Annotated in this window: 14 protein-coding genes; 4 read left to right on the forward strand and 10 right to left on the reverse strand. The window is 53.5% G+C overall.

Annotated features, from left to right (window positions below):
* The 10 genes from H6F86_RS05855 to H6F86_RS05900 form a co-directional block, all read right to left on the reverse strand.
* On the reverse strand, positions 1-3632 hold a 3632-nt coding region (locus H6F86_RS05855), incomplete at its 3' end, for a DUF4347 domain-containing protein (protein WP_206756009.1).
* Positions 3633-4360: 728 nt separating this feature from the next.
* Positions 4361-10510 carry an SBBP repeat-containing protein gene (locus tag H6F86_RS05860; protein ID WP_190447175.1) on the reverse strand — a complete coding sequence of 2050 codons (6150 nt, stop codon included), beginning with the start codon at positions 10508-10510 and terminating at the stop codon, positions 4361-4363.
* Between the two features lie 1466 nt (positions 10511-11976).
* Entirely contained in the window at positions 11977-13410 is a 1434-nt protein-coding gene (locus tag H6F86_RS05865; protein ID WP_190447176.1) for a HEAT repeat domain-containing protein, read from the reverse strand.
* A 336-nt stretch (positions 13411-13746) separates the two neighbouring features.
* On the reverse strand, positions 13747-14280 hold the full coding sequence (locus H6F86_RS05870) for a DUF6714 family protein (protein WP_190447177.1): 534 nt from the start codon (positions 14278-14280) through the stop codon (positions 13747-13749).
* 1308 nt (positions 14281-15588) lie between these two features.
* Positions 15589-15969 carry a hypothetical protein gene (locus H6F86_RS05875; protein ID WP_190447178.1) on the reverse strand — a complete coding sequence of 127 codons (381 nt, stop codon included), beginning with the start codon at positions 15967-15969 and terminating at the stop codon, positions 15589-15591.
* Positions 15966-16343, reverse strand: coding sequence for a hypothetical protein (locus tag H6F86_RS05880; RefSeq protein ID WP_190447179.1), 378 nt, complete (start codon positions 16341-16343; stop codon positions 15966-15968). The genes H6F86_RS05875 and H6F86_RS05880 overlap by 4 nt, the downstream gene beginning before the upstream one ends.
* Positions 16344-16352: 9 nt before the next feature.
* On the reverse strand, positions 16353-17006 hold the full coding sequence (locus H6F86_RS05885) for a hypothetical protein (protein ID WP_190447180.1): 654 nt from the start codon (positions 17004-17006) through the stop codon (positions 16353-16355).
* A complete protein-coding gene (locus H6F86_RS05890; RefSeq protein ID WP_190447181.1) occupies positions 17006-17374 on the reverse strand; it encodes a hypothetical protein in 369 nt (122 codons plus the stop codon). The genes H6F86_RS05885 and H6F86_RS05890 overlap by 1 nt, the downstream gene beginning before the upstream one ends.
* Positions 17361-17924, reverse strand: a complete 564-nt coding sequence (locus tag H6F86_RS05895; protein ID WP_190447182.1) for an SH3 domain-containing protein — start codon at positions 17922-17924, stop codon at positions 17361-17363. The genes H6F86_RS05890 and H6F86_RS05895 overlap by 14 nt, the downstream gene beginning before the upstream one ends.
* Before the next feature lie 167 nt (positions 17925-18091).
* A complete protein-coding gene (locus H6F86_RS05900) occupies positions 18092-18661 on the reverse strand; it encodes a hypothetical protein (protein ID WP_190447183.1) in 570 nt (189 codons plus the stop codon).
* 230 nt (positions 18662-18891) lie between these two features.
* On the opposite strand from H6F86_RS05900, the gene H6F86_RS05905 reads away from it, so the two are divergent.
* The 4 genes from H6F86_RS05905 to H6F86_RS05920 all read left to right on the forward strand — a co-directional run bounded on the left by H6F86_RS05905 (position 18892) and on the right by H6F86_RS05920 (position 21861).
* Complete coding sequence (locus tag H6F86_RS05905) at positions 18892-19104, forward strand: hypothetical protein (protein WP_190447184.1); 213 nt, start codon at positions 18892-18894, stop codon at positions 19102-19104.
* The gene (locus tag H6F86_RS05910; protein ID WP_190447185.1) at positions 19104-19367 is read left to right on the forward strand and encodes a hypothetical protein; all 264 of its coding nucleotides are present in this window, start codon (positions 19104-19106) and stop codon (positions 19365-19367) included. Before H6F86_RS05905 ends, H6F86_RS05910 begins: the two co-directional genes overlap by 1 nt.
* Positions 19368-19860: 493 nt before the next feature.
* The gene (locus H6F86_RS05915; RefSeq protein ID WP_190447186.1) at positions 19861-21441 is read left to right on the forward strand and encodes a hypothetical protein; all 1581 of its coding nucleotides are present in this window, start codon (positions 19861-19863) and stop codon (positions 21439-21441) included.
* Positions 21442-21603: 162 nt separating this feature from the next.
* Positions 21604-21861 carry a helix-turn-helix transcriptional regulator gene (locus H6F86_RS05920; RefSeq protein ID WP_190447187.1) on the forward strand — a complete coding sequence of 86 codons (258 nt, stop codon included), beginning with the start codon at positions 21604-21606 and terminating at the stop codon, positions 21859-21861.

A 21861-nucleotide genomic window follows, 5' to 3' on the forward strand; every position in this document is an offset into this window, starting at 1 on the left:
ACGGTAAGCTTACCCGTGTTGAAGTTGGGCGAATCAGTATCAACAACAGTGGCATTACTGTCCAGCACCGTGGCAGGATTGTTTTCGACATAGGTGAGATTGCTCCCAGGTAGCGCGATCGTGGCGGCACTGCCGATCTGAGCGCCAAAGACATCAGCAAGCGCATTGAGGTCCCCTGGAACTAAATTGCTAGCACGACTAGAGAAAACTAAATAAGTTCCATCACTACTTAATACAGGGTTACTGGAAGCACTGTTGCCACTATTCCCTATGTTAATGCGGCTAACCAGACTTACATTATCCGTCTGACGATCCCAAAGAAATACATCTGCACTGCTGTTGCTATCACCCGGAACAAGGTCGCTAACATTACTGTGAAAGGCAATATACCGCCCATCAGCGCTCATCACTGGGTTGGAAGCGTAACTATTGCCGCTGCCTGTGTTTGTGTGACTGATTAGCTTGACGGTATTGGTTTGGCGATCGTACACATACACATCGGCGGTCAAGTTGCTATCACCCGCAGTCAAGTTGCTGGCATCACTGACAAAGGCGACGTAGCGTCCATCATTACTAATGACAGGGGCAGTAGAGGATGAGTTGCCACTGCTACCTGTACTGGTACGGCTGACAAGGGTAAGGCTCCCTGTTTGGCGTTCCCAGAGAAAGATATCTCCAGCACTATTATTGTCACCTGTCACCAGATTACTGGCATTACTGACAAACGTTATATAGTTTCCATCGCCACTAATGACCGGGTTAGAAGAGTGGCTGCTGCCACTACTACCTGTGCTGGTATGGCTCACCAAGGTGATATCGCCTGTCTGACGATCCCAAACAAAAACATCTTGCGCATTGTTACTATCGCCTGCAACCAAATTGCTCGCAGCGCTGGAAAACGCAACATACCGTCCATCGCTGCTAATCGTGGGCTGAGAGGAGTATTGGTCACCCGTATTGGCAGTAGTGGTGTGGCTAACCAGCGTAAGATTACTAGTCTGACGATCCCAGAAGAAGACATCGGTTGTGTTGTTATTGTCGTTTGCGACCAGATTGCTGGCAGTGCTGGCAAAGGTGACATAGCGTCCATCACTGTTAATGGCGGGCTGATAAAAGAAATTGGTACCAGTGAAACCTGTGCTGGTGCGACTAATTAAGGTCGTCGTGCCTATGATGCGATCATACAGAAATGTATCTGTGCTGTTATTGTCGCCAACGACTAAATTACTGGCATTGCTATTGAAAGCGATGTAACGTCCATCACTGCTGATCACTGGAGTACCAGAGGAACCATTACCGCTGCTGCCCGTGCTTGTGCGACTGACGAGAGTTGTGATACCTGTAGTGCGGTCGCGCAAAAAGACATCCTGAGCGTTGTTATTGTCGTTCGGCACTAGATTACCAGCAGCGCTCGTAAACACCACATAACGCCCGTCCGCACTTAGGGCATTAGGGCTGGTGCTAGAACTACCGCCACCTGAGACCGAAGGCGGTAAAGCAGGATCACGTTGAGACACCAGAGTATTGGTGTTCGTCGTTGCATCGTAGACAAAGACATCGGCAGCGTCATTGGCATCATTGATAGTCAGGTCGCTGGCACTACTGGCAAAGATGACGCGCCCGTTGCTGCTGAAGAACGAGGGCGCATAGGAATCACCATTACCAGCATTTCCATTGCTCGTCTGGCTGACCAACGTTGTCGTACCAGCAATGCGATCGCGAATGAATACATCTGTTTTATCGTTGATATCATTGGCAACCAAGTTGCTGGCATGGCTGACAAAGGCGATGTAGCGCCCATCGCGACTAAGCCGAACGAAATTGCCACTGCTGCTAGCGCTACCAGACAAACCATTGCCACTGCCTGTACCTGTGCTGTCGGTGCTCACTAACGTGGTTGTACCTGTTTGCAAATCACGCACAAAAACATCTTGCTGGCTGCCATTGGTGTCGTTGGCAACCAGATTACTCGCACGACTGGCAAAGGCCACATAACGTCCATCACTGCTAAGGCTAGGAGGAGCAATAGAAGTGCCATTCCCACTACCCGTGCCTGTGCTGTTAACACTCACTAATGTAGTCGTGCCTGTTTCGACATCACGCACAAAAACATCCTGAAAACTGCCATTAATATCATTAGCGACTAAATTACTGGCGGTACTAGTGAATGCGATGTAGCGTCCATCGTCGCTAATCCGAACGTTTGCCTCACCCGAGAAGCCATTGCCGCTGCCTGTGCCACTGCTGTTGGCGCTCACTAAAGTCGTTACACCTGTGATGGAGTCCCACCGGAATACATCTTGAGTCGTGCCGTTGGTGTCATTAGTGACAAGATTACTGGCAGTGCTGGCAAAAACAACATAGCGCCCATCTCTAGTCATGCTGGGTATGGAAGCAGTGCCATTCCCGCTGCCCGTACCTGTGCTGGTTACACTCACTAATGTGGTTGTGCCTGTAATCAGATCGCGCCTAAAGACGTCCGCTTGACTGTTGCTATCGTTGGCAACCAAATTACTGGCGCTGCTGGTAAAGGTGACGTAACGTCCATCACTGCTGATTCTAAGGCTCCCAATGGTGGTAGAGGCATTCCCACCACCTGTACCACTGCTGTTCACGCTGACTAACGTAGTCGTATTTGTTACTAAGTCGCGTACAAAAACATCAGATGTATTGTTGTTATCGTTTGCCACTAGATCGCTGGCTTCGCTAATAAAGGTGACATAACGCCCATTGCCACTAATTTCGGAAATATAGGAAGGTGCGTTACCAGTACCAGTACCGTTGCTATTCGCGCTCACTAAACCTGTGGTGCCTGTTTGCAAATCGCGCACAAAGATATCCTGAGCATTATTTGCGTCGTTTGCAACGATGTTGCTACCACTGCTAGAAAATGCTAAGTAGCGTCCGTCATCGCTGATATTAAAGTAGTCTGACCCACTAGCACTATCGTTGGAAATAGTAGGATCGGCGGCTGAAATGAGGTCAATGGGCAGGATGTATTGATAATTGGCGATCGCGCTTGCCTGAAAGGCCAAAGATGCAGCGATCTCACCTGTATTTACCTCTAGTGTCCAATCGCCGCCCAGCGCCCTACTGCCAGTCAGGTTATCAGACGCAGCAATATCAGCACCAGTAAGTTGAGCCAATTGTTGAACGAAGGCATGACCGATCGCACCTTGCCCCACCTCACAGCCATATAGCAAAAGATCGGCATCAGCGGTGAGCGCGTTGCCCCACGACTGCAACTCACCACTATAGCTACGGAGGTTATCCAGGTTCAGCCAGTCCGTACCCAACGCCAAGCCGCCAGCTTTGCCGTGAGAGACAATGTGCAGACTCGAAATGCCAGTGCGTCCCAACAGGGTTTGGGTGATCTGGTCGATCGCAGCGTGCGCCGTGTCAAGCCAATGCACTTCGGTTCCAAGCTGTACACCTGCAAGCAAACTTTGATAGTCGCTGATGCCAGAGTCGATAAAGACAAGGTTAGTGGCAGCACTAGAGCGTTGGGAAAGCGGTAAGAACGAGTCTGAGCGCGCTGTGAGGTTGGTCGGCTCACTTGGATTGAGTGCTGCAGTCGTAAGCGTAGTGGACAGTGGCTGGCGATTGGCGGTAGACGAAAAGGCTGCTTCCATGACGAGGGTAGAGGGGTAGATGATGTTGATGATTGCGGTAATGGAAGGGCAGCCAAGGCACGCAGTGCTAACGGCGTGGCTCACACAGCCAAGCAGCAGCGCCGAAACTTAAAGCGCCGGTTCAGCCAAGGGTTCCCCAGTTGTCCTCGCTAAGTGCCGCCTTCAAGCAAGCTTCTCAACGTATTCATGCCTGATTCATAAACAAGACTGTGTGACAGTAACGGCTTCACGCGTGGTGCCCTTGCCCCGCAGCCTCAAGGGGCGTTTTTTGACACTCCTCTCGACGGCACGATCGACTGCCAGTCTGAGTAGGTTTCAACCGCCTCAAATTCATACCCGTTGTTTGACGCCCTTAGAAGATCGCCACTAGGGGTCTGGGGAGTAACGGAGCAGTCAACCGACTTAAGGACGTTTAGCGCTCGGTAGACAACGAGATCTGTGGACAAAGCGTACTCAAACCTGTTGCCATTCAAGCGGCTTTGGCAACAGGTTTAGGCAACATGAAACCAGTTGCTACGCGGTGCTTGCACACTTATTGCAGAAACGGTTGTTTCTGCAAGCTTGGTTGGAAAAAAGATCACTGTTTCAGCAGCTTCGGCATGGCAAAGTGATGGAAGCGATGGAGCGTAGCATCAGCGTCAAAGGCCGGTCTACAGCCTTAAATCGGTTCACTATTCTGTTACTCCCTAGACCCCAAACACGTGCCCGTGTCCAGTGCCCGTCTTAAGTTAAGCGAGCGTGAACGGTCGCACACTCCACTCACTCGGTGCGTTGGGGAGTTGATACGCTTGCACGTAGCTGAAACCACTCAGTTGCCAAAGCCCCGTTTGTCCTGTTGCAGCATTACGCCAGAGGAAGTCGGGTGTCCGGTCACCGCCTAAATCAGCGACACCCACCAATTGCCAGTTCACATCCGGTGCTGCTGTAACGAAGTAGCCGCTTTGTAACCCCGTGCCATTCATCTGCCAGATGGCATTCTCACCGGTCGCTTGGTTGCGCCACACGATATCCGCCATGCCATCATGGTCAAAATCAGCCGTGCCTGCCACCTGCCAGTTAGTGTCCCCTACGGCATTGATATAGAAGGCACTCTTGGTCGCCAAGCCATTCATCTGCCAGATCGCGTTCTCGCCCGTCGCCCGGTTGCGCCACAGCAGGTCAGCCTTCCCATCATTGTCAAAGTCAGCCGTGCTGACAATCTGCCAGTTCACATCCGCGACGGTGTTAATGAGAGCGGCGGTTTGGGTGGCAAAGCCATTCATCTGCCAGATGGCATTCTGACCCGTCGCTTGATGGCGCCAGAGGAGGTCGGCTGTTCCGTCGCCATTGAAGTCGTCGGTGCCCAAGAGCTGCCAGTTCAGGTCGGCGATCGTGGCAAGGTAGTAGCCGCTCTGGAGTCCGGTGCGGTTCATTTGCCAGATCGCGTTCTCGCCCGTCGTCTGGTGGCGCCAGAGGATGTCGGCATAGCCATCGCGATCAAAGTCAGCGGTGCTAACGATCTGCCAGTTGAGATCAGCCAGAGTGGGAATGTAGTAGCTGCTCTGGAGCGTGAAGTCTTGCAGTTGCCAAACCGCGTTCTCGCCTGTGCCAGTAGGAGCTGCGCCCGTGGTGCCATTACGCCAGAGGAGGGTGGCAGCAGCATCGTTGACTGCTGTCACATTCAGCGTAGCAGTGTAGGACGCGCTGAAGTCGATGCCATCGTTCACCTGGAACTGGAAGCTGGCATAGCTGGTGCCGTTGGCAGCCGCAGCCGGTTTGAATTTGAGCTTACCCAGGTCGGCAACGGCAATGACTTGATTGGCGGTGATCGCTTCGCCTGTACCCTGAGCATTGTCGCTATTGTTGTCGAGGAAGAGTTGCCCCACTCCTGGCAGTTGGGTGATTCGCACGGAGGTAAAGGTGCCGCCATCGGAATCGCTAAAGGCAAAGTCGGCTTGGCTGAAGCTGTAAAGGGTGTCTTCGTTGAAAGTAACGCTCTTATCGGCAGAGGTGGGGAGCGCCTTGGGAGTGCTATCGAACTCAAACGCGCCAATATCTACAGTGCCGCCGACAACCCGGTTAAAGCCTGTGCCGCGTTGGTCAAAGGGAATGGGCTCGGTGGTGTTGCCGTTGCCATCGCGATCAAGCGTCTCCTGGGGCAGTTTAGTATTATCGCCTGTATTGATAGCAGAGCTACCCGCCAACAGAGCGTGAGTCTGCGTCGAGCCACCGTTGTTTTTGAGCACGGAGTCAACCTTGAGGGCGGCAAAGGTGCCTATTAGGTTGTTGCCTTGATTGGGGACAGTAGAACGGATAGAGTTATTGGCGTTGCTAACCAGCAAGTTATTGTACAGGTTGGTGATCGGTCCGTCACTATCGATGCCAGCGATCGTATTGCCAGCGATCGTGTTGTTGACTATTGTGGTGATGACACGGGAGCCAACAACACTATTGAAAATGCCAACCTGATTCCCACTGAAGGTATTGTTGCTGATGAGAGTGATCGTGCCCAGGTTATAAAGGCCAAGGCCATTGCCATTAAAAGTGGTGTTGTTCACACTGGCGATCGTGCCCTGGTTATAAATGCCATAGTCCTGATTGCCACTGAAGGTGCTGCTGCTCACGCTAGTGATCGTGCCCTGGTTATTAATGCCAAGTTTTTTGCCATTAAAAGTGGTATTGCTCAGACTGGTGATCGTGCCCTGGTTATAAATGCCACCGACAATATTGCTAATCGTTAAGCCATCAAAGCTTGCCGTTACGCCTGCGTTGATAGCGAAGCCATAGAAACTGCTTGTTCCTGTACCCGCGACAGTTAATTGATTGGCTCCAGTACCCAGAATCGTTACGTCGTCAGTGAGCGTCAGCCCCGATGCAAGAGTAATTGTGTCCGGCGTCGTGTCAGTGAAGGTGGAGCCAACAAAGGTAATGGTTTCTGACCCGGAATCAGCGTTAGCATCGAGCATTGCCTGCCGGAGAGAACCTGCACCACTGTCATTTGTGTTGGTGACAAAGAACTGGGTATCATCCACTGCTGCAACGTTGATGGTTTTGGTGACAGCTGTACTGGTGCCATGATCGCCATCGGTCACAACGAACTGCACCGTTCGGGCGGCGTTACTAGGAGCCTCAGAGACGTTCTCGTAGGTGAGGTTTTGCAGCAGGGCGCTGACGGCGGTGGCGGTCGCGCTGGTGTTAAAGGTGATGATGAGGGCAGCCGTGCCTGTACCACCTGTGACAGTGCCAATGGGGCTGCCTTCGTAGCTGACGGTGTTACCCGCAACCCCAATCTGCCCGGTGCTAGTGCCCTGGTTACGGATAGCGAGTCGATCGTCCACCGTACCATTGGCACTGAAGTTGACCGTCAGCGTGCCTGTGTCGAAGTCGGTGGAGTCAGCATCGGCGACGGTGGCAGTGGGGTCAATCAGGATCGCGCGGTCATTTTCGGTGTAGCCCAGAGCCGTGACGGACACCGTAAGGGTAGGGGCAGAATTAGGAGCGACTTGAGACAGCTTACTGATAAAGCTATTGGTGACTCCACCCGTCGCTAGGTTGGCAGTGCCCGCACCGGGGTCAAAGTCGGCAGTGCCATTGAAGGTGCCCGTGGTGTGGACATTGCCACTGCTGTCTACGTCCACACTGATGCCGCTGGTTTGGCCACCGCCAGCGCCGCTGAGTTGCTTCGCCCAGACGTAAGTGCCGCTGCTGTCAAGCTTGCTGATGAAAACACTACTCCTCACCCCACTGGTGAGGTTCGCTGTGCCGGCACCAGGGTCAAAGTCAACGGTGCCATTGAAGGTGCCCGTGGTGTAGACGTTGCCACTGCTGTCCACACTGATGCCGCTGGCTTGGTCAGAACCAGTGCCGCCGAGTTGTTTCGCCCAGACGTAATGGCCGCTGCTGTCAAGCTTGCTGATGAAACTGTCATCACTCCCCATACTGGTAAAGTTTGCCGTGCCGGCACCGGGGTCAAAGTCGGCAGTGCCAAAGAAAGTGCCCGTGGTGTAGACGTTGCCACTGCTGTCCACACTGATGTCACTGGCTTGGTCATAGCCAGTGCCGCCGAGTTGTTTCGCCCAGACGTAATGGCCGCTGCTGTCGAGCTTGCTGATGAAAATGTCAGTACTCCCCCCTGCACTGGTAAGGTTGGCCGTGCCGGCACCGGGGTCAAAGTCGGCAGTGCCAAAGAAAGTGCCCGTGGTATAGACGTTGCCACTGCTGTCTATGTTTACACTGAGGCGACTGGCTTGGTTATAGCCAGTACCGCCGAGTTGTTTGGCCCAGACGTAATGGCCGCTGCTGTCGAGCTTGCTGATGAAAATGTCAGTACTCCCCCCTGCACTGGTAAGGTTTGCCGTGCCAGCACCGGGGTCAAAGTCAACGGTGCCATCGAAAGTGCCTGTGGTGTAGACGTTGCCACTGCTGTCCACACTGATGCTGTTGGCAATGTCCTCGCTGGTGCTACCGAGTTGTTTGACCCAGACGTAATTGCCGCTGCTATCGAGCTTGCTGATGAAAATGTCATACCCCCCCCCAGTGGTGAGGTTCGCCGTGCCAGCACCGGGGTCAAAGTCGGTAGTGCCACTGAAGGCACCCGTAGTGTAGACATTGCCACTGCTGTCCACACTGATGCCGGTGGCAATCTCACCAGTGGGACCGCCGAGTTGTTTGACCCAGACGTAATTGCCGCTGCTGTCGAGCTTGCTGATGAAAATGTCATTATCCCCCCCACTGATGAGGTTCGCTGTGCCCGCACCGGGGTCAAAGTCGACAGTGCCACTGAAGGCACCCATGGTATAGACGTTACCTGCACTATCAGTCACGACTTTTTTTGCCGTCACGCTGCCTGAGGTGAACTGAACCGCAGCCCTATAATTGCCGCTGCTGGCGAGCTTGCTGATAAAGCTATTAGTTAAGCTCCCTGTTGTCAGATTCGCCGTGCCCACGCCGGGGTCAAAGTCAACAGTGCCACTGAAGGTGCCCGTAGTGTAGACGTTACCACTGCTGTCTACACTGATGCCCTTGGCTAGGCCACCGCTGGTGCCGCTGATGGTACCGTCGAGTTGTTTCGCCCAGACATAATTGCCGCTGCTGTCGAGCTTGCTGATGAAACCGTCCCCACCCCCACCCCCGGAGAGGTTCGCTGTGCCGGCACCGGGGTCAAAGTCAACGGTGCCATTGAAGTAGCCTGTGGTGTAGACGTTGCCACTGCTGTCCACACTGATGCCAGTAGCACCCTCAATGCTAGGACCGCCGAGTTGTTTCGCCCAGACGTAATTGCCGTTGCTGTCGAGCTTGCTGATGAAAATGTCCTGCACCCCCCCCACACTGGTGAGGTTCGCCGTGGTTGTACCGGGGTCAAAGTCAACGTTGCCAAAGAAGGAGCCTGTGGTGTAGACGTTACCACTGCTGTCCACGCTGATGTCGGCGGCAACGTCACTGCTGGTGCTGCCGAGTTGTTTCGTCCAGACATAATTGCCGCTGCTGTCGAGCTTGCTGATGAAAATGTCATTATTCCTCCCTGCACTGGTGAGGTTCACCGTGGTTGTACCGGGGTCAAAGTCGGCAGTGCCAAGGAAGTAGCCTGTGGTGTAGACGTTACCACTGCTGTCCACACTGATGCCGGTGGCAACGTCACTGCTGGTGCCGCCGAGTTGTTTCGCCCAGGCATAATTGCCGCTGCTGTCGAGCTTGCTGATGAAAATGTCATTATCCCCCCCACTGGTGAGGTTGACCGTGCCGGCACCCGGGTCAAAGTCGGCAGTGCCAAGGAAGTAGCCTGTGGTGTAGACGTTGCCACTACTGTCCACACTGATGCCACTGGCTTGGTCATAGCCAGTGCCGCCGAGTTGTTTGGCCCAGGCATAGTTGCCGCTGCTGTCGAGCTTGCTGATGAAAATGTCCTGACTCCCCCCACTGGTGAGGTGAGCTGTGCCCGCACCGGGATCAAAGTCGGCGGTGCCATAGAAGTAGCCCGTGGTGTAGACGTTGCCACTGCTGTCCACACTGATGCCGGTGACAAAGTCATTACTGGTACCGCCGAGTTGTTTGGTCCAGACGTAATTGCCGCTGCTGTCGAGCTTGCTGATGAAAATGTCATTATCCCCCCCACTGGTGAGGTTCGCCGTGCCCGCACTCGGGTCAAAATCAACGGTGCCAATGAAGGTGCCTGTGGTGTAAACGTTGCCTGCACTATCAGTCATGACTTTTTGTGCTGTCACGCTGCCCGCGGTGAACTGCTGAGCCGCGGCATAGACTGCATCATCCAGCACACCGTCATAGCCCAGGGTCGCTGCTGACGAAAAGGCCAGCCCTGTTTCCAGGCTGCCTGTGTTCACCTCCAACGTCCAATCACCACCCAGAGCGCTACTGCCGGTCAGATTATTGGAAGCGGCAATGTCAGCGCCAGTGAGTTGGGCGAGTTGCCGGACAAAGGCGTGACCGCTTGCGCCCTGCCCCACATCACAGCCATACAGCAAAATATCGGCAGCATCGGTGAGGGCGTTGCCCCACGACTGCAACTCACTGCTGTAGCTGCGAAGATTTGCAAGACTCAGCCAGTGGTTGCCCAACGCCAAACCACCTGCTTGACCGTGAGAAACGATGTGCAGGCTGGCAAGATTGGTACGCCCCAACAGCGTTTGAGTGATTTGGTCAACCGCATCCTGCGCTGCGTTGAGCACATGCACTTCCGTGTCAGGCTGCACACCGGTCAGTAAGTGCTGGTAGTCCTTCACACCTGGATCAAGAAAAACCAGACTAGAGGCGTGCACCAGAGTGAGGTGTGAGTCTGCTACTACTGCAGGCGACAGCGCTGTCGCCTGCAGAGCGGTTGCACTCAGGGCGCTGGCGGTGGACAGTGGCTGAAGACTGGCGGTAGACGAAAAGGCTGCTTCCATGACAAGGTGGCGGGGTAAAGGGTGCGGATGGCTGCGGTGCTTGGCTGGCAACCAGGAGCTGCAGTGTCACAACCCGCGCGTTCAGTGGCAGCGCTGCCACTGAACGCGCGGGTTTAAGCAAAGGGTTCCCCAGTAGTGCCCGCTAAGTGCCGCCTTCAAGCAAGCTTCTCAACGCATTCATGCCTGATTCACAAACAAGACTGTGTTCTGACAACTGTTCCACTTCGTGCTGCTCTTACCCAGTGGAACAAAGAGCCCTTTTGGATACGGCATTCCCGTAGCAAGCGGACCAAAAATAACGCTGAGCGCTTTGCGGACGGCATGACCACCATGAACGCCTCGCTAAGTGGGGTTGGTTAGTTGCACCCCGGAGCAACGGTGCAACGTGGAATAAGGGTTTCAGCCGCTGCAAAGGAGCAAAAAGCGCCTTTGTACTACCCACTTTTGCTTCAAATTAGTCCAAGGTTAGTCCAAGACAACTAGTACACCCCGGCTTAGTTATAGCAACGGACAAAAAGTGGTCGTTAAGGCTAGAAGGCTTCGCTTTAGCAACGGTCTTTGTGGGCTTAAACCGTCCGAGCTTCAGCCCTCAAGGAGACTGTGCAGGACAGGCGTCGATTGCGAACGTCGGGCTTTAGATGCAAGCCCTGGATGGCAAGGCAGGTCTGACAGGTGAAGCGCTTTAAGTCACCAAGTCAGTCTTTTTGCTCCAGTATGGGTCACTCCCTTTTCTTTTGCCTCGCCCGCTCTACAGCTCGCCTCGCTTGGTCAAACGCTTTGAACAACTTCGGCTTTCCTTTTCCTTTAGTTGTTCTGGAGTGATTGCTTCGGCTTGGCGTCAATCTACAGCAAGCAATAGAGCGCCGCTGAGGTTAACAAGGCGGTGGTTGGCATCGCTGAGGCTAAGTCGTAATTTGCTGCTGCTAGCCGCTTCAATCAAAAACTGAATCACGCTAGTTTTACGTGCGCTGTCGTTTTGCAAGCTTCGCCGGATCGATAAGGTCCTGGCTCGAATGACAGCAACAGCCGCAGCCCATAGCGCTCATTCTGCAGTTGTTACTGTCACTAGCTGTAGACTTACCAACTTCAGTGTCGCTGAGACCATCAGCTTAGTTGCCTGCTTAGCAGCGACTGGGGTGCAGTCGACACAACATGTGTTCCAACCTAGTTTGCTGGTTCCGGGTAGGGCTGCCGCCATCCTTGTCGCTCAACACACCAAAAGTAATCAGGCTGAGAGCGGTCAGCCAAAAGACAGTCTTGAACATCGTTTTTGCCATACCAGTGCTCAGCGTTGACTCAAGCGGCCTTGGGGCACACTAAGCCTGCCAGCCTAGTCCGAGAACCCTGCTGTACTTTACAACAGCGCCCGGTTGCTGGCACCGGGCTTTTTCACATAAAAACCCCTACTACTTAAACCTCAGGTATTACAGCAAGCGCATGGCACTTCTCACTTTTCTGTAGTCCGTTCACTCTCGCCCAAAAAGTTTTTCAATCGCTTCGGCTATGTGAACGGCCTCAATGGTAAATACAGAAGCGCTACTAGGAGCGATAGTCCGACCCAAGACAACAGCAGCCCTAGAGCGCACCAATTCACTGGGGTCTTTAAGGGCTGTCATCAGTGCAGGAATTGCCGCTTGACCAATAGACCCTAAAGCCGTAGTAGCACTGGATTGCACCCATTCACTGGGGTCTTTAAGGGCTGTAGTCATCAGTGCAGGAATTGCCGCTTTCGCATCCGGACCAAGAGAACCTAAAGCAAGAGCAGCATCAGAGCGCACCGATTCACTGGGATCTTTGAGGGCTGTCATGAGTGCAGGAATTGTATCCTTGCCAATAGACGTTGAAGCCGTAGGATCACTGAATGGCACCGATTCGCTGGGTTCTTTGAGGAAAGGCTCTAAAGCCGCAGCAGCACTAGATTGCACCGCTCCACTGGGGTCTTTAAGGAGAGACTCTAAAGCAAGAGCAGCACTAGATTGCACCGCTCCACTGGGGTCTTTGAGGGCTATCGTGAGTGCAGGGACGGCCGCTTTCGCATCTTTGCCAATCGAACCTAAAGCAAGAGCAGCAATAGCGCGCACCGATTCACTGGAGTCTTTGAGGACTGTCATAAGTGCAGGGACGGCCGCTTTCGCATCCTTGCCAATAAGCCCTAAAGCCTTAGCAGCGTTAGCGCGCACCGATTCACTGGGGTCTTTGAGGGCTACCATAAGTGCAGGGACGGCAGCTTTCGCATCCTTGCCAATCGATGTTAAAGCCGCAGCAGCAGTATAGCGCACCGATTCACTAGGGTCTTTGAGGGCTACCATAAGTGCAGGGACGGCCGCTTTCGCATCCTCGCCAATCGATGTTAAAGCCTCAGCAGCGTTAGCGCGCACCGATTCACTGGGGTCTTTGAGGACTGTCATAAGTGCAGGGACGGCCGCTTTCGCATCCTTGCCAATAAAACTTAAAGCAAGAGCAGCGTTAGCGCGCACCAATTCACTGGGGTCTTTGAGGGCTGTCATGAGTGCAGGGACGGCCGCTTTCGCATCCTCGCCAATCGATGTTAAAGCAAGAGCAGCAATAGCGCGTACCGATTCACTGGGGTCTTTGAGGGCTATCGTGAGTACTGGAACGGCATCCTTAGCCTGACCATCCTGACCAATAGACCCTAAAGCCTTAGCAGCACTATAGCGCACCGATTCACTGGGGTCTTTGAGGGCTACCATAAGTGCAGAAGCCGCATCGCTGATAGCTTTATTGCTTTTGTTTGATGCCGTAGTGTTAGGAGGAGCAGAATTATCAGCAAGACTACGTTGGCAGGAGCTTAGGGCAAATCCAGGCGGTAGTACAGTCTCAATGGTCAAACCTACAGCTAGAAAGGCAGTTGCACCATACGTCCATGTTTTCCAGCTCATAAAGTTTTCTCACACCAAAGCACAGCATATCTAAAAGAACTCTCTAAACTCTGCAGCATCTAGGTAGTTCTTCAAGGACCAGCTCAACTATACTCCGAAGTAATCCAATAACATCTGTCGAAAAATTAAAATGGGGTTGAGCTGCAGTCGAGTCGGACATCGCTGCCCTACCCTCTGCTACAAAACCGTGCTTGCCAGTTTCCTGGCACAGGCTCCTCAACCATCGGGTGCATCTTAACCCCATCTAACAGACCAGCATTCAACGGTCGGCCGGGCGCCGGGCCGCGTTACAGTCACAGGGATCGTTCCGCCCGCCCGGTCCGTTGCAGTACGTGGTTATTCCGCACTGGCTGCCGCGCGCCCCGACCAGTAATTTGCGATCGCCTGATTAATCTCGTTGCGTTGAAACTTGTCGGTCTTGCGCTTCAGCTCCAAATAGCTCATGATCGCGCGCGCCTGTTCACGATCGAACACTGCGAACTGGTGTCTCTGCTCGTCGAACCACGTCCGTTCTCCGTAACGGCGCGGGTTGACGCGTTTGCCTCTTCCTTTGTCCGTCAGTCCGTGCGTCAGGTGGAAAACGGGGTCATGCCTGTCCAGCTTGCCGTCAATATCCGCGATCAGGTACGCCGGCAGATAGAACCGAAAAGCTTCGTCTGAGAAGAAGCTGAGGGCAGACCCATATCCACCCGGCGCGCGATCAATGAAGGCTGGGTCGAGCGCTTGCCAATCGGTCTTGCCTTTGAACTCCTGCTCAAGCCGAAATGGCTCGTCACCTTCGTTGCTGCCGCGTAGGCACCAATCGCCCGGGAACTCGACGCTCGCGAACGCCGAGCGGATCTGCAATTTGACGGCTTCCGAGTTGGGCATGGGCTTTGTGGGATAACGGTTGCGCTCACCGGACGCAAATAACCTTTGCAACTCAACCGGCTATATTGGGCGTTCCGGTACAGTGCTGTTGTTAGGCACTTTTAATACAACGTATTTTGAACCATATTTTCCCACATTTCAGATCGCTGTAATTCTTTACCTTTAAAGACTACTGTACCAAATGTATCATCCACAATTCGCTTACCGTTTTCGTATACATGAACGGAGATTTGGATGACTCGCTTTAGCTCGTTTTCCCCCATCTACGACTCCAAATCATCTCTGCAATCTAACGGCGTAGTTAAGCGGCGGCACATCACTGCTCTATCGTAGCCGATCGCTCCTGTTCCGCTGTTCCAACGTAGGGATTGACCTTGTAAACCGCAGGTTGAAGTGTTCACTCAAGCACGTCGCAGACAACTGTTTTGGGGCTGCCGGAACCTTGCTACTGCTGGGAGTGATCGGGTCTACCTGACGCGCACTTCTCCAACAGTCCAGGCAAAGAGTATGCCCTGGCTTTGAAACAGGCTGTTGGCAAGCGGGTGTCAGGCACAGTCCCATGGTGAAGTCTTCTCGCGGCTTAAGGCTCTGCTTCAGGATGCCCAGACTTTGTTGCCGACACTCATCTGAGGCTGGAGACAACACGATCGCTAGACCCGCCCTCGCTCACACATCAGAGTTGAGGACTACTGCGACTCCCACTGGTCCTGCCATAGCCAGCGTATTGGTGCAAGGGATGCAGGGCTATAAAGTCTCATGGCAGCAGGGCAACAAGAACCAGTGCCCAGGGCCGTGATGTGTTCTCAGCAAACAGGCATCAGTGCGACAGATCGCTGCCTAAAGCGGCATGTCTACAGTGTCGATAGAGACCACACATCTTTCTTCAGGCAGCCTCATCGCTCCCAACCACTCCCTATAGTGTTGCTAACCGCATGCTTTCGCCGCGGTGAGCAAGCTGCTTTGGCCTGACTGAAGGTTGAACCTAAATGACCTTTTTTAGCCTTAGTTTTTAATTCTAGAAGGTAAACAAGCACCTGCTAATTTTAGCTGTAGCCTGCTAATTTCTAGCCTCTTTTTTTAGTCGTTACTACATCCATCTACTCTTACTTTCATCAGCATTTATGCGAAACAAGAGAACATGAAAGCAAAAAAAGATGAAGCAATTAAACCTTTTGATTACTTCTAGCATTAAGCGTCTCATCCCAATGCCCGCCTGGAAGCTCCTCAAGCCTACTGTCAAGAGTCTACGTTGTTTTAGTAGTAAAACAACGTAGAAGACCTTCTCAGAAGCACTCTTACGTTGTTTTCTCAATTAAATGGTCGATAGGGTGCCATCTGGGGGTAGAGCCGTTCGGCTGCCTGTAGCTGCGCCACCTGTTGGTAGCCTTCCAGTTCGGCATGATGGGCGATCGACTGCAGCTGACCTTGCTTCAATAGCGTTTGACGCTCCCACTCTTCATACTGGCGACGGTAATCGCGTCGCGTCTGGGTGAGCAACCAGGCGGACACACACAGCCCAGTGCCGACTAAGGACAGCGGAATTTTACGATAGGCTGCCTGATAGGTGAGCTGCGTGCCCAGAAAGCGGAACGTCTCCGGTTGGTGCAGATAGCCGCTGACCGCGAGTGCGGTACTAGTCATGCCAGCAGCCAGCAGCCCCAGAATCTGCGTTAGATAAGGGTCTTTCACCGCAAAACCTCCTGCACCTGTTGCTGCACTTGCTGTTGTACCTGTTGACTGGTGTGGGCAAGCTGGTCAAACCAGCCCGTGAAGATGGCGACAACCAGGGTGATCGCGATGGCTAACAACCGGGCACTGCGAGACAGGTAGGCAGGGAGTGTCAGAGAGAGAAGGCAGGCGATCGCCCCAATCCAATAAAAGGGCAGCAGCGCTGTTATCCAGCGGGCCATCAAGGTGACGGTGATGCCCAAGGCAAACAGCCCCATGAAGCGGCTGATGCCTTCGAGGGCGTAATCGATGCGGTCTGGTTCTGGTGCTGCCTCCGGCTCGTAGTAGCCGTCGGACGGTGGCAGCAGCAGCGGTGAATCGTAGGGGTCAAACATGGCTCAACCTCACACTCGAAAGAAGTCTTTGACACCATGCCAAAAGCCTTTGCCAGGCTTGCCAGCGGTGCCGTAGGTCAGTAGTTCTTTGCGGGTTTCTGCCTGCCGCCGTAAGGCTTCCTGCACTTGCAGTTGACGCTGCGCTTGAGGGACTTTCTCACCGATCGCTTTGGCGCGGTTTTGATGCCGCAGGTGAATCAGTTTGATCGCACTCTGGAAGTCCAGACGGTTCAGGTCATACTCGGAGCGGTATTCGGCTTCCAGCTTTTGCATCCCGTGCCCGGCCTTCTGGTTCAGCAGTTGCAGATGCTTGTCGTAGCCTTTGCTCAGAAGCCACGCATCGAGTAGGCTCTTGTCGATTTGCTTGGAGCCTTTCTCAACTTGCTTTAAGACGCGCTGGACAAACTGCTCGTACTCGACTTGCCCTTCAATCAGTGTGGTGAAGTGCTTTTCGAGGATCGGTAGAATCTCTTTGAGGCGGGTCATGGCAGTGGCGCGATCGGCAAAGAGAGCGAGCTCGTGGTCGCTCATTTGGGGCAGCCGTGCCAGGTTGATACCGAAGTAGCGGGTCGCCCGTTCGGTCAGTGCGCCTGCATGAGGCAGAACATGAGATTGAATACCTTTGGGGCTGCTGCTGTAGCCTTTAGCTCTCGGTGCGGACATTAGTGGCACTCCTTAGTTTCAGAAGACCAGAACAGGAAACTGCTGCGGTGGGTGTCGCAGAGAGGTGAACGGGGGACGATGACGACGCGCTGACCAGCGGCACCGGCGAAAAAGCCCAACAAATAACCACCCAAGACAAACCCCAGCACCACAGCAATGCCGAGCAGCAACGTGTTAAGCGGATCACGGTAGTTCGTGACGCGCTCAGGAGTAGTGGGTGTTTGTGCTTGCGCCAACGCCGTTTCCAAGGGGGTAAAGGTGGTACTGCCGTCCGGTTGCTGTTGCACCAGATAGGGCGTGCCTGCTTGGTCCGCCCAGACGGCGAGCTTTGCGGGTGCAACTGGGGGTAAAGCTTTAGGGTTGGGCATGGGTGGAGTCTCCAAGGAAGTTGCTGGCTAGCCAGCCAGACTGACCCCGCCACCGGACAGGCACCCACACTACGCCGTCTTGCTGCACGCGGCGATCCGGGGTCAGTTCTACTAAGTCACTATGCAGCAGCACGCCTAAGACCTGGCTCTGCAAGCCGGGGGCGGCGCGGAAGTTGGCGGCCACGCCAAGGCTCTGAATGCGGGTGATCGGGAAAGTGGCCGGATCGCTAGACGGTGCTGCCAGCGGTAAAGGTGTTGCCACCGATGAAGGTACTAAGGGCGGTGTAACAGAGGCTTCTGACTGTGGTGTGGTCGCATCCTGCCGGGATGCTAATGACGGGGTCGGCAACGGTGAGACGGAAGGAATAACGGTAGGGCTGGTTGTGTCTGGTAGCTGCTGTTGCGAGAAGCCGAAGCCGAACATGAGCAGTGGAATCGCCAGCAGTCCCAGAGCCAGCGGTAAGCCCCAACTCCGAGCGGCTGACGGCTGAGGCGGTGGCACCGGGTTAAGGGTGAAAAACGGCCCTTCACCGGGTATCGGGTTTGTCATAATTGAAGTTACTCCTAATGGGAAGGTTGGGAGTCCAGAGCCAGCGGTTTACTTTGGACGGTGAGCGCTGGCTTCTGTTGTCGAAGGGCTAGGGTCAGCCATCGGTGTGTCGGCTCTTAAGAGCGCCCAAGCGAGCACTATGAGCATGAGTGATAGCAGCAGGCGCATTAGGCGTCCGCTGGAGGCTTTCCCAGGTTTTGCAGTGTGGTGAGCGACTGCTGTAGACTTTGCGTCTCCTGGCTTTGCGCTGTGGCCAGCATCGCGGTTCGTTCACGATAGAGACGTGCTTCCAGCTTGAATTCGTTGGCTTTCTCGGCGATCGCAGCCTTCGCCTGCTGGGTCTGTTGCAGCTTGTGTTCTCGCACTCGAATGTCGCGTTGCATTTCCTCGGTCAACGCATCAGCCGTTTGCAAGAATTGAGCAGCGATCGCTAACGGGTCATCAAACGCTACAACATCGCTTTGTCGGAGCGATTCTAAGCTGTAGGTCTGCGGTAGCTCGGGCTGAGACAGAACAATCACATGGTTGCCAATCTCGACAGTGACAGTTGGCTTTTCCACTGCAACTGGCTCTGCTTCTGGTAGCTCCAGCATCACATCAAACTCATGCAGCAACTGAACACAGGCGTCAGGTGTCAGTCCTTCGCTAGTGTCAATCTGCAATTCTTGAGCACGTCGATAAACGGTGGACTTAGGTAGATTGTGGTCACGGCAGAACTTAGTGAGTGATGTCTTCATGCTCCCCCTTAAAGGCTTACTGGAACGGGTATGGCACAGTTGGAACAACCTGGCATGGGCGAGGAACACGATGACTTTGTTCCGTGCGTGTTCCAGTCCAGTTCCCATCGCGTTCCATCAATGAACCCATTTGTAACACATTAAATAATATTTTTTACACATAAAAGCACAATAGAGGCTATAAATTACTCATAAGCGATCAGCTTCAACATCGTGAATGAGGTGTAAAAATGTGGGATGACCCAATGGAACTGCAAGAAATGGCAGACAATGAGCGGCTATCGGTTCTGATTCCGTCAGATCTTAAGCAGGAATTTGAAACCTTATGCAAGGTTGAGCGACGATCAATGTCTGCTCAAGTGGTTCTGCTCATTGAGCGTGCCGTTGAAGAAGCAAAGAGACAAGGTCAAATCCCATCAGAACAGCAGACAGGTAAGAACTAATGGCAAGAGACTCATTGACGATTACGCTCGAAACTTTGACCGATTTTGCCGCTCAGCATCAGATGAACTTACTGAAGATCGATGAGTCGATGAAGGAGCTCGTTGCTGAACAGACGAAGCTAACCGCCAACGTGAACAAGTTGGGCGATAAAATTGACTTGCTTTCTCAAGTCGTCAATAGCCAGCAAATTACGGCTCAGAGCCAGTCTGAGAATATTGCGGCGTTGATTGCGGTGGTGAACAACCTGGTAGTGAAAAACTGATGCAGGTCACTCAGCACGCTGATGCAGATGAGCTTGGTCCTCAGAGGCTGCCCCAGAAGCTAGGAGCAGTTTCTGAAAAACTTTGCCAGCGGGCAGGAGCCGCAGTTAGATCATTGATACTTCACCACAGCAAAGCTCCCATCACAGTGAGAGCAACGGGTGAATCACAAGTTTCCACGTTTGCAGCGAGAGGAGTGACCGTCATGTTCTAGGTAACCCTAGAAGCCAAAAACCCCCACTGCAGCGAAACAGAAGGGGTCGAAAGGCTTGTTATTTGATTTGAAGGATAGGAGCAGGGACTCTAACTAATGCTTTGGCGGGCGGATGTTAGGTCACTAGCTTTGCTATGCCAATTTTAGTGGCAATTTGTCAAAAGGTGCAACCTTTTTGATGGATTGTTCTCGTTTTGGCATGGCTGCCTATCTGCTGTTAGTCCAGCTATAGGGAGTTACACTGTGCATCGAATTTTTTGTGTCTTGAGGGAGGGCAGCCTATGTCGTTAGCCCCCTCCCGTACCTTTCCCTCTGTGCAGGAAGGTGATGATCCCTTCCTCGCGCTCTGGCCCCACCGTTATGACTATCTCTGGGCCGAGCATCCCCATCCCGACGAACGACCCGACTGGCAAACCGAGAGCCGTTATCCCCTGTCCGATCGCCTGCTCCAACAGGGAGCCATGCTCTACGGTGTCCGCTTTGGTCCCACCACCCGCTACTGTGTTCTCGATGTGGACAAGAGCAGTGCCTACCACCCCACGCGTGATCGCTTCGCCTGGCGACGGCTGGTCGCAGCCTTAGAAGTCTTAGGGCTGGTGCAAGCCATGGTCTGCACTTCCAGCTACAGCGGTGGTCTCCATCTCTACTTCCCCTTTGATACGGAGCAGAAGACATGGGCGATCGCCCTGGCCGTCTCCACCCTGCTCGAAAACAATGGCTTCAAACTAGCACCGGGACAGCTCGAAGTCTTTCCCAACTGCAAAGCCTACGTCACCAGTGGCGAGCACAGTCTCTACAACGGTCATCGGCTGCCGATGCAAGCGGGGTCGTATCTCCTGAATCAAGACCTGCAGATGCTCTGGGGCAATCAGGAGACCTTTGTGCAGCACTGGCAGTTTGCTCAAGGTCGCAACAGTCTCGATACCAAAGCACTGGAGCGGATTCTCAAAGCCGCGCGACGGCGACAGTTTCGTGTCACCGGTAAAGCCGATAAGTTCCTGAATGACCTCAATGCTGAAATTGAGCAGGGTTGGACAGGTCCGGGACAAACCAATCGGCTACTCGGACGCATTGCCATGCGTTCTTACATCTTTGGACATGTCCTCTATACTGACAAGCCGTTAGAAGGCCATGCCTTGGTGCACGACATCGTCACGATCGCCCAGAACCTCCCTGGCTATCACGACTGGTGCCAGCATCAGCAGGAGGTGGAAAAGCGTGCTCAAGACTGGAGGCTCGCCGTTGAGCAAAGCCACTACTTTCACTACGGCACCGACAAACGTCCCGTAGCGTTAAGTCCCGATTGTCCTGACGAGTCAGAGTCCAGTTGGAACCAGCAACAACAAACAGAAGCGAGAGCAAGGATTCAACAAGCCGTCACTGACTTATTAGAAAAGGCAGCGCTACCGTCAGGCATCACCGCACGCTTTGATGCGCTGGTGACCTATGGCTTGAGTGGGACAACGCTCTATCGTCATCGCGATCTGTGGCATCCCAGACATTTACAAAACGCAACAATCGACGTGCTTCAGAGTGCTGTGGAGCCGGATTGCTCGTGGACGGCATCCGGCTCCAACAATCACACAAACTTATTGGGTGAAAGTGGGTGTAATAGCTTGCCTGAAGGGATTTCTAGCCCTTTGGAAAGTTTAGAACCATGGACGATCGGGTGTAATAGTTCTCCCAGCGGAGCTTTGAGTCAGGTAGAGACCAGGAATATGACCCAAGAGGAGGGCATTGCTTACATCAAAGAGGTGTTGAAACAGGTAGAAGTAAGGCGGCAGTCAGAAACAGCCAAAAAACGACAACGGCAGGCGTGGCGTGATCAGCTCTTACTTCCGTTTTTGGATGGATCGGAGTAAGGCTTGACAGATCAGCTTGTCTATTTAGAGCAGCGGTCGGACTCACCCCGTTAAAGTTCAATGAAGAGTCTATAAGAACGGGATGAACTCTCTGCCGAACACCCAGGGTTTCCATTCAACCTGGGAACACTGGAGTATAACGTGTGTTGCAACGAAGATTGAATGTTGATTGCGAAGCCGTCTATGCTCAAACAACCAGAAGTCGGTCAGTTCATTCGTGAGCTGCGACTTCTAACAGAGCTGACCCAAGAGCAATTCGCGGCGGCATTAGGGGTCACATATAACACGGTCAATCGTTGGGAGCGTGGGCGGATGAAGCCATCACGTCTCGCACTGAAGCAGATTGAGCAGTTATTGAGTGCCCAAGGGGATCGGGTTCAGCCTTTGACAAAGAAGTATTTTTCAGAGACGCAAGCTTAA

This window comes from Phormidium sp. FACHB-592, assembly GCF_014695795.1.
Classification (GTDB): domain Bacteria; phylum Cyanobacteriota; class Cyanobacteriia; order Leptolyngbyales; family Leptolyngbyaceae; genus Stenomitos.